9 protein-coding genes are annotated in these 15,512 nt (G+C 53.2%); 7 read left to right on the forward strand and 2 right to left on the reverse strand.

The annotated features are described in order from the left end of the window. Positions 1-47: 47 nt before the first annotated feature. From MKR05_RS00005 to MKR05_RS00030, 6 genes are all read left to right on the forward strand, one after another. On the forward strand, positions 48-3,959 hold the full coding sequence (locus MKR05_RS00005; RefSeq protein ID WP_409254997.1) for a beta strand repeat-containing protein: 3,912 nt from the start codon (positions 48-50) through the stop codon (positions 3,957-3,959). A gap of 166 nt (positions 3,960-4,125) precedes the next feature. Next, the gene (locus MKR05_RS00010; RefSeq protein WP_238875023.1) at positions 4,126-5,562 is read left to right on the forward strand and encodes a TolC family outer membrane protein; all 1,437 of its coding nucleotides are present in this window, start codon (positions 4,126-4,128) and stop codon (positions 5,560-5,562) included. Next, entirely contained in the window at positions 5,559-7,706 is a 2,148-nt protein-coding gene (locus MKR05_RS00015) for a type I secretion system permease/ATPase (protein WP_112201717.1), read from the forward strand. The genes MKR05_RS00010 and MKR05_RS00015 overlap by 4 nt, the downstream gene beginning before the upstream one ends. Continuing rightward, a complete protein-coding gene (locus MKR05_RS00020) occupies positions 7,703-8,923 on the forward strand; it encodes an HlyD family type I secretion periplasmic adaptor subunit (protein ID WP_064154780.1) in 1,221 nt (406 codons plus the stop codon). Before MKR05_RS00015 ends, MKR05_RS00020 begins: the two co-directional genes overlap by 4 nt. A 54-nt stretch (positions 8,924-8,977) precedes the next feature. Next, positions 8,978-12,112, forward strand: a complete 3,135-nt coding sequence (locus MKR05_RS00025) for a glycosyltransferase (RefSeq protein WP_284118007.1) — start codon at positions 8,978-8,980, stop codon at positions 12,110-12,112. 146 nt (positions 12,113-12,258) lie between these two features. Then, positions 12,259-13,134, forward strand: a complete 876-nt coding sequence (locus tag MKR05_RS00030; protein ID WP_105491106.1) for a peptidase — start codon at positions 12,259-12,261, stop codon at positions 13,132-13,134. A 41-nt stretch (positions 13,135-13,175) separates the two neighbouring features. Here MKR05_RS00030 and hspQ read toward each other — a convergent pair whose 3' ends face one another. Together hspQ and rlmI are read right to left on the reverse strand one after the other, a co-directional pair. Beyond that, positions 13,176-13,493, reverse strand: a complete 318-nt coding sequence (gene hspQ / locus MKR05_RS00035; protein WP_023289058.1) for a heat shock protein HspQ — start codon at positions 13,491-13,493, stop codon at positions 13,176-13,178. Positions 13,494-13,552: 59 nt separating this feature from the next. Continuing rightward, positions 13,553-14,755, reverse strand: coding sequence for a 23S rRNA (cytosine(1962)-C(5))-methyltransferase RlmI (gene rlmI, locus MKR05_RS00040; protein ID WP_023289059.1), 1,203 nt, complete (start codon positions 14,753-14,755; stop codon positions 13,553-13,555). Between the two features lie 190 nt (positions 14,756-14,945). Between rlmI and MKR05_RS00045 the strand changes: the two genes are divergently transcribed. Further along, positions 14,946-15,500, forward strand: coding sequence for a YbhB/YbcL family Raf kinase inhibitor-like protein (locus tag MKR05_RS00045; protein WP_023289060.1), 555 nt, complete (start codon positions 14,946-14,948; stop codon positions 15,498-15,500). Positions 15,501-15,512 lie beyond the last annotated feature (12 nt).

The raw sequence follows: 15,512 nt of genomic DNA on the forward strand, positions 1-15,512 counted from the left end.
ACTCCGGCAGCGCGACCTTCAGCGACCTGCCGGCAGGGAACTACGCGGTGGTGGTTTCTTCACCACAGGCTTCCGGCGCGCTGGCCGCAGTGGTTGATGAACTGGCTTCAGCCAATCTGCTGTCGGTGGCGCAGGCGACGATCACAGACTCTACGCAGTACACCTCGACGGTAATTGCCGGCAACGTGCTGACTGCAGATGCAGGCGGTGATGTCGCAGACACCGGGGATGGCATTACGGTAAGCAAAATCGCCTCCAGCGTGCAGACCACGCCGCTTGATGTGACGTCTGAAGGCGTTGTGATCAACGGTCTTTACGGCCAGCTGACGATCCATGCGGACGGCAGCTATACCTATAAGGCGACTGGCGATGCGGACGCTGTTGGCCAGGCTGATGTCTTTACCTACACGATAGTGGATGAGAATGGTGATATGGCGACGGCCACGCTGACAATTAATATTGTGGCAGGAAGCGATACCGGTGAGTCAGATGCTGATGCGGACAGTGACTCCGACTCCGACAGTGACTCCGATTCCGACAGCGATTCGGACTCGGACAGTGACTCGGATTCCGACAGCGACTCGGATTCGGACAGCGACTCGGATTCGGACAGCGACTCGGATTCCGACAGTGACTCCGACTCCGACAGCGACTCCGATTCAGACAGCGATTCTGACTCTGACAGCGACTCGGACTCTGACAGCGACTCGGACTCTGACAGCGACTCCGACTCGGACAGCGACTCCGATTCAGACAGTGACTCTGACTCCGACAGCGACTCTGATTCCGACAGTGACTCGGACTCAGACAGCGACTCCGATTCAGACAGCGACTCCGATTCAGACAGCGATGCGGACTCGGACAGTGACTCTGATTCTGACAGCGACTCGGACTCTGACAGCGATTCGGATTCAGACAGTGACTCGGATTCGGATTCGGATTCTGACTCCGACAGTGATTCAGACTCTGACAGTGACTCGGACTCTGACAGTGACTCGGATTCTGACAGCGATTCGGACTCTGACAGCGACTCCGACAGCGACTCGGATTCCGTTGAGGCAATACCTGATACTAATAGTTCTGAGATTATTCAGCAGTACGGCAACCTTAATGGCACTGAAGGCAATCTCTCGCAACTGGTTGGTGTCTCGCTGTTGAGCACGATTAATGTGTCGCTGTTGTCTGGCAGTAGTTTCCGCTTCAACGTGGATAGCAACACAACAGAAGATATGACGGTTGATGTCAGTGGCGTTTCTCTGCTTTCAACAGCAGGACTGTTAACGTCGATAGTCAATCTGCTGGGGGCGGGAAATACGCTGACAGCCGATCTGTCGGTGATTGATATCGCTACGGGACGCGTTGTTGCTATCGACCCGGGGAGCGTGAGTATTAGCGCAACCTTGCTTGGTGGGTTGGTCTATAGCGGCACCGCTTCCTTTGAGAATCTGCCCGCTGGTAACTATGCGCTGGCGATATCCTCACCCAATTCTGATGGGGTGCTGGTGAGCCTGATCAACACGCTGGCAGGGGCAGGCGTTGCCACCTTCGTTGAGGCAATGGTAACAGACTCGCTCGGTTATAGCGGAAGTACCGTTACAGGCAACGTACTGGAGGGATCCGACAACGGCGATATGGCCGATAGCGGTACCGATCTTACGGTAACGTCGGTAACGGCCACCACTGCCGCAGGCGAGACTGTCTCCGTGGATGGCGGCACAATATCGGTAACCGGTGCTTACGGTGTCCTGACTATTAACGCTGACGGCAGCTATAGCTATCAGGCATCAGGTAAGGCGGGGTCAGCAGGTAATGCAGATGTATTTACCTACACCATTACGGATGGTAATGGACTGCAATCCACCACGACCCTGACCATTAATATTGGTCAGGAGATCGAAACCGCCCAGGCCAACCCTGATACGCAGGCTTATTACGTCGGCAATGTCGAGGATAATCTTGATATTCAAGGGGGCAATGTCGTTCAGGTGGCGGGCCTGTCGTTACTGAATACCGTGAATGTCGCGCTTCCGACTAATGGCTTTAAGTTTACCGTGGCAGAAGGAACTGAACAGGATGTGACGTTAGGCGTTTCGGGGTCTACCGCCCTTAGCATTGCGCTTGGCGCTGTCACCCTGGATCTTATTCTGGTCAATACCGATACGAACCAGATTGTCGGGGTCATTAAGGATGGAATTACAGCAACGCCGACTGGTCTCCTTGGATTAAGCCTTGAGTATGCGGGGGGAGGTGAGTTCGAACGAATTGGCGCCGGTAACTATATGGTCGTTATTTCGTCACCCACCACAGGAGGGGTGATCGGCTCGATTCTGAATCTCAATTTGGGCACCAGTATTAGTATGGAGGTGACTGATTCGGCCAAATATGTGACGGGTAATGTTCTGCATACTGATAGCGATGGTGATGTCGGCGATACCGGAAACGGAATTACCGTAAGCAGCGTCCAGTTTGGTTCGCAGATAGAAACCGTCACCCCTGAGGGCGTCACTATAAATGGCTCCTGGGGAACGCTGTTCATCAAGGCGGACGGTAGTTATAGCTATCATGCCAATGGTACAACGGGCGCCGGTCAAAGCGATGTCTTCACCTATACGATAGAAGATGCGTTGGGTCAGACTTCATCGACTACGTTGACGATGAATATTGAATCGACACCGGCGGTGGCGATAGATGATATCGTTTCCCTGTCGGCGCCGACGGCAATGCAAGCGGCCACCTGGACGCAAAGCGTCAGTAATCTTGCGGTGACGAACGCTGCGGTACCGACTGGCGCGACCTCGGCGGTGAAAGTAACAAGCCAGAACTTTACCATCGCGGAAGGCCGGGAGGTGGATGGGGCGTCTATCACTCTCAACCTGAGTGGTAACCGAACCAGTGGCCTTTCACTACTGAATGGCGATCTTTCCGGAACGGTCACGTTAATCCATCATGTGACCGTTGGCGGAGTCACGACAGATGTCACGGTGTGGACGGGGCCTCTGGAGATGGCCCTCAACGGTACCCTCTTGAGCCCGGGGGCGGATTCGGCTACCGCGACGCTAAACCTGGTCAACGGCAGCAACCCGGTACAACTGGCGGCAGGTGATTATACGCTGAGTATTAGTCATACAATGCAGGCTGGCCCGGCGATGACCTACAGCCTGTCAGCGAGCGTGACAGGAACCGAGATCCATACCGATGCGCATCTGACGGTCGCGCAATCCGTGGCAGGCAATATTCTCGACGGTTCCGATGCGAATGGCACACCGGATACGCTTGGTTCGCTGCATAGCGGCTTTACGATAAGTGGCGAAAATAATCTGGGCGTCGTGACCAACTGGACCTTCCATTCGGATGGCACAGTAACTAACGATACGGGGACCAGCGCCTCTAATGGAAATGCGGTGCTGTATGGTGAATATGGGATCCTGACCATTAATGGGGAAGGAGGTTACACCTATCAGTTGAACAATGGTGTCAATACCGACGCCATAACGGCTAAGGAGACGTTTACCTATACCCTTATCAGTAGTGATGGCGGTAGTTCGACGGCGAACCTGACCATCGATCTGCATCCGCAGATCGCCGGCAGCGTCAATGACGATAGCGTTCACAGTACCGCTTACGATGATACCTTCAGCATGGGAGTGGGGGCCGATACGCTGGTTTACAACCTGCTGGCGGATGACGACACAGGAGGCAATGGTAGCGATACCTGGAGCGATTTCTCAGTCGCGCAGGGAGACCATATCGATATTTCGGCGCTGCTGGTCGGCTGGAATGGTTCCAGCGATACGCTGGGTGACTATATTACTCTGAGTTATGTTGGCGGAAATACCGTGGTGTCTATTGATCGCGATGGTAACGGTGGAACCACTCATCAACCTGCGACGTTGATTACGCTACAGGGGGTCCATATCAATTCGCTCGATGAGCTGATTGATACCAACAATTCGAACTAAATATGTCGATGGGAATGGTGGCACAGGGATGTGCTGCCGTTATGGCTTTTGCCAAAAAAGGAGAAAGAAAAAACAAACCCGAGAACGACGGGCTATTGTTAAATAAAAGGAATGATGCGGAAAGAGTATATCCATATTTTCAGTGTGCTTTCTGAAAGGTAATTTTATGCGTCTATTTCAAAAAAAAGGGATGGTCAACGTTTACAGGTGCAGCACTATTTTCCTGTCAATAAGCATGGTATTAGCGGTTGAGGCAGAGGAGCTTTCCTTTCCGCCCACCACTATCAGTACCCAGAGATTAAACGATAGTCAGCAGATTGCCGGATATAACGAAGATCTTATCAATCCTGAAAGTCATCTGGCCGGTCCAGTGGATATTGCCACGGCGGTTAAATCAGCAGTCAACTGGCATCCAGCTATCACTCAACAGGTGAGTAAGCTCCAGGAGCAGGTGCAAAAAGTTGATGTAGCGAAAGCCAAATATTATCCGCAGGTCAATGCGGGTATGAATAATGGTTATAGTAATACCTACTCTGATTCAGGATATTCCCCTTCATTAGTGGTTTCTGTTTCGCAAATGCTGTACGACTTTGGCAAAGTCTCCAGCTCGGTCAGAGCGGCGGATGCCGCTGTTGCCCAACAGCAGGCGATGGTCATGCTTAATATCGATCAAGTGGCTCATGATACCGCGGGTGCAGTGGTACAGATGCAGGGTTATCAAAAGCTGGTGAAAATAGCTCAGGCCCAGGTGGATTCGTTAAAACATATTGGCGATCTTATTCGCCAGCGCAACGACGCCGGCGCAACATCGCTTTCAGATGTGGTGCAGACGGATACCCGCGTAGAGGGCGCGCAGGCAACGCTTATTCAATATCAGGCGGCGCTGGAGCGCTGGAAGGCAACGCTGGCGACTTATCTTGGTCTCGGGAGTATTTCCTCCGTAACCGAAAGCGTACCGCAGGCGATGGATGCTGCCTGTGGCGTAAGTAAAATCGATTACCGAACCGTACCAGCGGTGCTCGCGGCTTTGGCGCAGGCTACGCAGGCGCAAGCGCAGTTAGATAATGCCACCGCGCAAATGTTGCCAACTATCTCGCTGGAACCTCAGGTAACGCATTACCTCAATGATAATTACGCCAACAGCGCGGTTTTAAATAAAACTCAGTATTCGGCATGGGTAAAAGTTGAAATGCCGATCTATCAGGGCGGGGCACTCACCGCTTCCCGCGAAGCGGCGCAGCAAACGTTATCTGCGGCTAATGCCGGGATCAGAAACGCGCAACTCGATGCCAGCCAGAAGTTAAGCGCCTCCCGCGACGAGGCGGTAAATCTGAAACAATCTATCGCCATCCAGCGCCGCCAGCAATTACTTGGCGAACAAACTCGCGCTCTGTATCAGGATCAATATTTACAGCTTGGCACGCGTCCGTTACTCGACCTGCTCAATGTCGATCAGGAAATTTATCAGGCGCAATTCAATCAGGTATTAACTGAAGCGCAACTGCGAAATCTGGAACTGGACTGTCTGTTCAGTACGGGGAAAATGCGCGCCGTTTTTGCTCTGGATAACCAAAGAATTCAGGGTGTGGAGATTCGACCATGAGCGAACAACACCAGCGCAGCGATATTCCCCATTTGCAGGATTGGGCTAACGCTATGGCTTTTGTCGCCAGCCATTATCGGCAAAGTTACTCGCCGGGTACGCTCCATGCCGCGGCGGAGTGGGCGACGCAAAAAACGCTGCCTGATGCGCTTAAACATCTCTGCCGCCATGCCGGATTGCATTGCCAGTTTCTGAATGGCAATGACCGGAAAATGTCGGCCTGGCGTCTGCCGCTTGTGGTACAGCTCAAAGATGGTCAGATTGGCATTATTGAAAGCTTCGATCTGCATAATTCCGTCGGGGTCCGTTTTGTCAAAGAGCTGACTTTACTAAGCCACTGCCCGCTTGACGCCTTATTAGATGAGATTGAATTCACCGTGGCTTTTCGTCCGGCCTCGCCGGAGAAAGATATTAGAACTGAAAGCTATCTCTCTCGCTTTCAGCCAGACTGGCTGCGTAAAATCGTTTTAAAAGATTGGCGTCCCTATATGCATGTCATGCTGGCATCGCTGGCGATTAATATTTTGGCATTAGCCGGCATCCTGTTTTCTATGCAGGTATATGACCGGGTGATCCCTGCTCAATCTTATCCCACTTTATATGTCTTGTTCAGCGGTGTATTAATTGCCGCCCTGTTCAACTTCATGCTGAAAATTACCCGTGGACACGTCACGGATCTGTTAGGCAAACGTGGAGATATCCGTATCTCCGATCGCGTGTTTGGTCACGCATTGCGGCTGAAAAATACGGCGGTTCCACGCTCGACAGGCAGCTTTATTTCCCAAATTCGCGAGCTTGAACAGGTACGGGAAATGATGACCTCGACCATGATGACGGTCATTGCCGATTTGCCTTTTTTCCTGCTTTTCCAGCTTGTGTTATTTATCGTCTCGCCATGGCTGAGCTGGATTGCGCCTGTTGCGACTATTCTGATGCTATTACCGGGATTGGTACTGCAGAAAAAACTGGCCGAGCTGGCGAACAAAAATCAGCATGAAAGCATGCTACGCAACGCCATTTTAGTGGAAAGCATTCAGGGGTTGCCGGATATCAAAATGATGCAGGCAGAAAGCCGTTTCCTGCAGCAATGGAACAGTTATGTGGCAATTACTGCCGAATCGGGAGTGAAAACCCGCAAAGTCACTCATGGCCTGGTGAGCTGGGGCATGTCGATTCAGAACCTGTTGTATGCCACCGTCGTAGCGGTAGGGGCGCCACTGGTTATTAATGGCGACATCACGACTGGCGCCATGGTGGCGGCATCGATGCTGTCCAGCCGAATGGTTGCTCCGATGACGGCCCTCTGCGGCGTACTGGCTCGCTGGCAGCAGGTGAAAGTCGCGAAAGCAAGCCTGGATAATTTAATGGCGCTGCCGGTCGAGGGCGGGCTGGATGAACCGCGGGTCCACCGAGCGGTTCTGCACGGCAATTATGAATTCCGTAACGCCGAGTTTCGTTACGGCAAAGACAATGGTCCCGCACCGCTGCGAATTAAACAACTTTCTATTAAAGCCGGAGAAAAAATAGCCGTTCTTGGGCGCATAGGCGCCGGAAAATCGACGCTATTGCAGGCGATGATGGGCAATGTCGAGCTGGCGTCAGGCGAACTTCGGCTTGACGATCTTTCGCTGCCACAGATCGATCTTGCAGACATTCGCCGTAACGCCACGCTACTGACTCAGGAGGCGCGGCTGTTTCATGGAACATTAAGGGAGAATCTGACGCTGGGGCGGCCAATGGCGAGCGATGATGAACTGGTGAAAGTGCTTGAACTGTGTGGTGCGCTGGAGTTCGTCAACAGACTGCCTATGGGTCTTGAACATGTGGTGATGGAAGGGGGGCTCGGGCTCTCCGGCGGACAGCGGCAGTCCCTGTTGCTGGCGCGCTCGCTCATTCGCGACCCTAATATTATTTTGCTGGATGAACCCACCTCATTTTTTGATGAACGAACAGAAAAAGCGTTCGTCGAGCAACTGGCGCGCTGGGCAGGAGAGCGCACGTTAATCATCGCCACTCATAAAGCAGCAGTGCTCAATATCGTTGATCGTATTCTGGTTATTCAGGATGGTCAGTTAGCGCTGGATAAACCGAAGGCGACCGTATTTGAGCAGGAAAAAGCGCGCGCTCAGGTGGTGAACATATGAATAAACCCAGTACTGCAATTTTCCCGCGAGTACAGGAACCGGATCCGGTTGCCGCGATGGCTGATAACGAGCGTGATGAGGCTGAACTGGTTAATTCGCGACGCCTGATCGCTTTACTGGCACTGCTGTTGGTTGTCACAGGCGTATGGGCGTGGTTCGCGACGCTCGATGAAGTATCCACCGGAACCGGAAAAGTGATCCCCAGCTCGCGCGAGCAGGTGTTGCAAACGCTGGACGGCGGGATCTTAACTGAGTTGCACGTTCGCGAAGGCAGCCGGGTCGCCGCAGGTCAGGTGGTCGCACGATTGGATCCCACCCGCAGTGAATCCAATGTTGGCGAGAGTCAGGCTAAATATCGCGCGTCATTAGCCGCGAGCATTCGCCTGACCGCAGAGGTTAATAACCAACCGCTGATTTTTCCGCCATCGCTGAAGGCCTGGCCGGGGCTGCTGGCGGAAGAAACTCGCCTCTATCACAGCCGCAGGGAGCAATTAACGAAGTCTATGCGGCAACTGGAGCAGTCGTTGTCTCTGGTAAATAGCGAGCTGGCGATAAATGAAAAGCTGGCTAAGACCGGTGCGGCCAGTAACGTCGAAGTACTCCGTTTGCGTCAGCAGGCCGCCGATATTGAATTAAAGAAAATTGACCTTAACACTCGCTACTATGTTGATGCCCGCGAGCAGTTGTCGAAAGCTAACGCGGATGTCGCCAGCCTTGCCGAAGTGATTAAAGGCCGGGCAGATTCAGTGGCTCGGCTGACCGTGCGCTCGCCGGTGCAGGGGATCGTCAAAAATATCAAAGTGAATACCATCGGCGGCGTTATCGCGCCAAACGGTGAGCTGATGGATATTGTACCCATCGATGGTCGGTTATTGATCGAAGCGCGTATTTCGCCGCGGGATATTGCATTTATTCATCCCGATCAGAAGGCACTGGTGAAAATTACCGCCTATGATTATGCCATCTATGGCGCCCTCAATGGTGTTGTCGAAACTATCTCTCCGGACACGATCCAGGATGAGGCAAAACCTGACGTCTACTACTATCGGGTATTTATCCGAACCGATCATAACTATCTGGAAAATAAACGCGGCAAGCGTTTTTTAATTGGCCCGGGAATGATCGCCACGGTTGATATTAAAACCGGTGAAAAGACCGTAATGGATTATCTGGTGAAACCATTTAACAGGGCGAAAGAAGCACTGAGAGAAAGGTAACACCCACTAGCTGGCTGTATGTTTGGTGAAATTTTCAACGTATGGAGATTTGAGATGGCATTAAGCGATTTATTACAACAGGCTTGCTTTCAGTGCAAGCCATTAAAAACGACCGCATTGCCTGCCGATTATCCTGGATGGGTCATCTTTTTTAGCGTCAGTGACGGAAAGCAGCGCGCGCATGTCCAGGTATCGACCGCCGCCAGTTTTGATCAAGCCTGGTTAACCGGCGCCAGAGCGCTGCAGGAGTGGCGTAAAAAGCAGGATAATGAACCGCAATGGTTACGAATTGACATTGTCGATAGCGTAGAAAAACTCACCTGGGAAAATCTGCAAAAGAAACTCAATATCACTAAACGCAATTACTTCCGCTTCGGGATCTCTTTTGATACCCAATTTACGCAAGCGATCCTTGAACAGGAAATTGCGGCGAATGCGTTACTTTATGATGGCGACAATGGCGTAGTGGCGCCAAATGACATCAATCTGGAAAATTATGGTCAACGGCGGTTTAAATGTAGTTTGAACTGGCCGAGCGAGCCTCAGCAGATATTATGGCGTTTTAAAACGCGATCGGTGTTTTGCGATCGTAGCGGTGCCAAACTCATTGAACATAGCGGCCGCAGTTCCGGCTACCGCGTTATCGACGATGAATGGCAAAAAAACTATCTGCCCGAGGTGATTAAAAAGGGGAGCGACTATCTGGCTCGCCAGGTTAAAAAAGATGGGCTCTATTATTACGGTTGGTTTCCCTGCTTTGACCGTCCGGTACGTTCCTATAATGCTCTGCGCCATGCCAGCTCAACCTATTCGTTGATTGAAGGATGGGAAGCCACCAGGCAGCCGCACCTGCGTCAGGCAATCGATCGGGCGATTGGTTACCTGGTCAACAATCTTATTGCCGTTCGTACGCTTGCCGATGGGCGACAGGCCGCGTTTCTTTGCGATGTCGAAAATGAAATTAAGCTTGGCGGGAATGCGGTCAGTATTCTGGCGCTGGTAAAATATACCGAAACGACGGGTGACCGACAATATCTGGACTTGTTGTCGCAACTGGCCACCGGCATTGCCTTTATGCAGGATGCGCAAAGCGGTGAGTTTGTTCATGTTCTTAACAGCAACGATCTCTCATTGAAAGCCAAACATCGCATAATCTATTACGACGGCGAGGCGGCATTTGCCTTAATGCGTTTGTATCGTTTGACGCAGGCGCCGCAGTGGCTGTCCATGGTGGAGAAAGCATTTGAATACTTCATTCGACAAAAACACTGGCAGCATCACGATCACTGGTTGAGCTACTGTGTTAACGAATTGACGCGTTACCGCCCGGAAGAGCGTTATTTCCGTTTCGGGCTGGATAACGTGCGCGATCATCTGGATTTCGTGCTGCAACGCGTAACAACCTATCCGACGTTACTGGAATTAATGATGGCGGCGGCGGAAATGATTGCGCGTCTGGATGCCTCGTCCGAACAGCGCCATTTGCTCGACAACTTTGATAAAGAGAAGTTTTATCAGGCGCTGGAGTCGCGGGCGCGTTACCTGTTGGATGGTTTCTTCTGGCCGGAACTGGCGATGTTTTTTAAAAATCCTGCTCGTATCGTCAACAGCTTCTTCATTCGACACCATAGCTACCGCGTGCGGATTGATGATGTAGAGCACTATCTGTCTGGTTATATTGCTTATCAAAAGTATTATCAGGCTGCCAACACACGTCAGCAATCGCCAATCGCGGCGGCGCCCGCACCTCGGGGAACGACTATTTTTTTGTTAGAGAATCTGCGCGACGTGGGTAATGGTATTGAGGTAGCGGCTTCTCGGCGAGCAAGGCTGTTTGTAGAACATTTACAGACTGTTCCCTGGCTTATTACCGCGATGTGGGATCCCGAACTCAATGAGACGGTAAAAGCATTGAAGGCGCGGGGAGCGCTGCCGGAAGCGGTCCCGGTTTACAATCTGTACCATGCTTTGGTGTCGTGTCTGAAGAGCGGGAAAATCATTCCCCTACCAGCGCTTAAAGGGGAGATCGAACTTCGTCAGGCTGTAGCGCCAAAAGCAGAGGCGACGGTCGGTAAAAATAACTATCAATTACGCCCGCAGGGGCAACTGGTGGAGGATTACGTCGATAGCGCGGGAAACGTTTTGCTGCGTAAATATTTTGACGTGAAGAAAGCGAACCTGCAGATAGCCCGCATGGATCTCGCGCTACCCGGTGGAGAAATAAAATCCTTCAGCCAACAGGAGGCGTTTTTTTCCTGGATGCTGGAAATGATGCTGCCCGCAGCGGGCAGCTGGCATTTTATCGTCGATAAAAACAAAGCCTGGAAAGCATTCGTCTGCTCGCAACCGGCACAGCGGATGAACTGCACGGTTAGCGCAGTCATCCACTCTCATCATCAGTTGCTAAACGGCGGGATAAAAGCTTCATACCGTCATTTACTGGAACAACCGCAACGGGTGGATCGGTTAATCGTACTTACCGACGAACAATGGCAGGATTTACAGCAGGAGGGGATCCCCGGCGATCGCCTGGTGGTCATTCCCAATCATATGGATGACAGCAAAATTCCGGCTGACCCGCAAAAGGAACCCTCGGAAACAGTCATCTATCTGGCGCGTTACTCTGAAGAAAAACAGCATCTGATGCTTTTTAACGCGTTCCGTAACGTAGTGGCGCAATGCCCTGATGCGCGGCTACACACTTATGGCGTCGGTCCGCTTCGCCGTAAACTCAGCGAGCAGGTTAAGGCGTGGGGATTAGAAGAGGTCATAAAAATCAATGGATTTACCTCGGATATTGCTGCTGTCCATCGCCGCGCTTGCTGTACGGTACTCTGCTCAAATCAGGAGGGGCAATCCCTGTCGGCGGTCGAGGCAATGGTCTATGGCACGCCGTTAATTAGCTTTGCTATAAAATATGGGCCGCGCGATATTCTGCAGGATCGTCAGGCCGGGATCCTCGTACCTTACGGCGACGAAGAGGCGCTGGCCGCGGCATTAGTTCAGGTTATCTCCGATAAGGCGTTACAGAAAGAGATGCAGGCCGCCGCCATCCGCAATGCACGCCGTTATTACGCCAGCGCGATAGCCGAACGCTGGGAGAACTGGTTACAGCAAAATGAGCAGCGAATGAAGGGGCAGGAGGAGAAGCCGGTCAACGTGGTTTCACTCAAACAACGTGTCGTGTGAGAACGTTTCCGCCCTGGTAAAATGAATTCGCTGGGGCGGACTACATCCGGAGAGGCGGTACCTTGCGATATAGCAGAACAGGAGCGGCATGCTGCGCCATATATCTTTTTGGGGCCTTTTGTTTGCCTTCCGCAGTGGCTAATGAAATGGTGCAGGAATCTCGCTGCGTCAAAGGTTCGATATTGCTTAAACATCGCCTCGAAAAAGAATATGTTGAAGATGATTTCCATATTTTTTATAGCCTGCAAGGGCGCGACGCGCTCAAATATCAGTACGACAGTTCAGGCAGTGGCGTCCCTGATAGTATTAAAGATATTGCTGTGCAGCTGCAGGCCGCCAAATATCTTTATTCCCATGTGCTTGGCCTTCGCTTTCCGTTACAGCAAAAGATTTATGCTCAGGCCAGACAAATCAATGTCTATGTATTGCAACTGCCGAAGGGGAATGGTCTGGCTTTCGATCGCGTGGCGGCAGAAACCATGAATGACGGCAGGCAGCTGCCTTGCGGTTTAAAGTTTGTATTGAATGCCGCGCTGGAACCGGCGCGTAACATTACCCCTGCTCATGAATTTTTCCATCTTTATCAGTATGGCTATGCCGTCTTTAAACAAACATGGTATCTGGAGGGCATGGCGCGGTGGATGGAGAACAGCTTTAAAGCCCCGGAGAAAAATACCCGGCCGCGCTTTCCGCTTCCTGATTGCGAAAGTAATTTTACACGCGGTTATAACGCCGCGAATTACTGGGCAAGCTTTGCGCAAGCGCACTTTTCTAATATCACTATCCCCGCAGCAGCACAGCGTTTCCGTTACAGCGATGGTTCGCCGGTCTTGATAGCACAGCAAGTGAAAGGGGGGGCGATGCTTACGCCGTTTTTTAATCAGCTGGCGCAGGGGAGCGCGGTACAGTCGCGGCAGTTAAACCTGGCGAATACCCGCTGGTCGGAAGCGCAGCAGCGCAGCCCCGAGTTTAATGAGACGATTTGTCAGACGCTGGCCGCCGTGGTTGGGGCGAAAAAATAGGCTATAAAGCAAAACGCCGCCCTGAGGGCGGCGCGGGTAGGCTAGTTACGCAACCTGGGCGCCTGCAACTGCTGACGAATTGTTTTGGCCAGCTCGTCGAGGGACGGCTGCTCCGGATGTTCGTCGCGGGGTTCGCTGCTCAGCTGCGCTTCTGCCAGATAGGTGTGGATGGGTTGGCCATCATCATCTTCCATCACTACATGGTACCAGGGGGCCGCGCGCAGTTCGTCATTGGCGGCAATTTCATCTTCTTCCGGTTCCGCGAGCGAGTACTCGGGATCGACATCGACGATGACGCCCAGGTAGCCCAAGAGCGTATGACGGACCTGTTGGCCGATACCGAATTTGCTGGCTATCATAGGCACCTCCTGGGAAACATGAATACTCCCTATATGAGGCTCATGTTTCGTTTTTCAAGTTACATGACGCGACAGGCAAACCCCTTCAGATACAGCCCTTCCGGATAGGTTGCGATCACCGGATGGTCGGCAGCCTGACGGAACTGTTCTATAAATTGTACATCACGTCCGGCATCAATTGCGGAATCCGCGATGATTTTCTGAAATAAATCGGTGGTCATCAGGCCGGAGCAGGAGAAGGTCAGCAGCACGCCGCCGGGGTTCAGCAGCTGGATCGCCAGCATATTGATGTCTTTATAGCCACGGCAGGCGCCCATCAACTGGCTTTTATTTTCTACGAATTTCGGCGGATCCATCACGATGACGTCGAATTTCTCCCCTTGATCGCGGTATTTACGCAGCAGTTTGAACACGTCGTCGCGAACAAACTCCGCTTTGGACAGATCCAGTCCGTTGAGCTCCACGTTCTGGCGCGCAACGTCGAGCGCTTCCTGCGAGGTATCCACGCTGGTGACCTGGCGGCAGCCGCCCATCAGCGCCGACACCGCAAAGCCGCCGGTATAAGAGAAGCAGTTCAGCACCCGTTTGTCCGCCACGTAGCGACGGGTCGCCAGGCGACTGTCGCGCTGGTCGAGGTAATAGCCGGTTTTGTGCCCGCCCTGGATATCGACCAACAGCTTCATGCCATGCTCAGCGATCGGCAGCAGCGCTGGCGGCAGTTCGCCCACTACCGGCCCCTGGGCCAGCTCCAGCCCCTCTTTTTTACGCACCGCGACATCGCTGCGATCGTAAATGGCGCAGTCCGGGAACAGGCTCTGCAGGGCGCTGATGATGGCGGCGCGCTGGTATTCGGCGCCTGCGCTGAGGAGCTGCAGTACGAAAAAGTTGCCAAAGCGGTCGATTGTCACGCCCGGCAGCCCATCGGACTCGCCGGCGATCAGACGGTAGCTGTCGAGGCCATCGCGCTCGGCCAGCCAGGCACGCCAGGTTTGCGCCTGCTGCAGGCGGCGTTCAAAGAAGGCGTTATCAATGGCTTCGTTGCGATCGAAGGTCCACACGCGGGCGCGGATCTGCGACGACGGCGAATAAGCGCCGCGGGCCAGCCATTTTCCCTGATGGTCGACGATATCGATGGTTTCACCGCTGCGGGCTTTACCTTCCATGCGGGCGACGCCGCCGGAGAAAATCCACGGATGGCGACGCAGCAGGGATTTCTCGCGTCCTTTGGCTAACACTAAGCGGGGGAATAGGGAATCTGTCATGGAGCTACCTTTAAGCAACGGGAATGTCGGCACCGAAAAATGGCGCGTAGATTAGCACACCTGGCGCATACAAGCATCTTTCCCCCGCCAGGCGCGGTTGAGCGTTTCGGCACAAAATGCAGGCGCTTCAGCACATTCACTTTGCGCGGCGTTTCATACTCTGTCTTCTCACCCCCAGGAGGAGAAGACGATGAAAACAGGTATGCGGATAGTTGTGGCGATGGTTGCGGCAGTGAGCAGTGGCGCGATGGCCGCGCCGTTTAGCGTGAGCAGCAATGATATGCGTGACGGGCAGCCGCTGGCCCAGAAGCACTGGTTTACCGGTTTCGGCTGCACAGGAGGCAATGTCTCTCCACAGCTGACATGGAAAAACGCCCCGGCAGGCACGCGCAGCTTCGCGGTCACCGTCCGGGATCCTGATGCGCCTACCGGCAGCGGCTGGTGGCACTGGACGTTAGTCAATATTGCCAGCAGCGTCTCTTCTCTGCCCGCTGGCGCGGGAGATAAAAACAGCGCTACACTGCCGGGCGGAGCGGTACAGGGCCGCAACGATTTTGGCTATGCCGGCTTCGGCGGCGCCTGCCCGCCGGCGGGAGATAAACCGCATCGCTACCGTTTTACGGTGTGGGCGCTGGATATCCCCACGCTGCCGGTGAATGCCGATGCCAGCGGGGCGCTGGTCGGGTATCTGTTACACAGCCATGCTCTCGCCAGCGCCCAGTTGACGGCGACGGCCGGGCGCTAAAATAAAAGGGTG

The sequence above is a fragment of the Klebsiella sp. K5-204 genome (genome assembly GCF_030128585.1).
GTDB classification, from domain to species: domain Bacteria; phylum Pseudomonadota; class Gammaproteobacteria; order Enterobacterales; family Enterobacteriaceae; genus Klebsiella; species Klebsiella quasipneumoniae.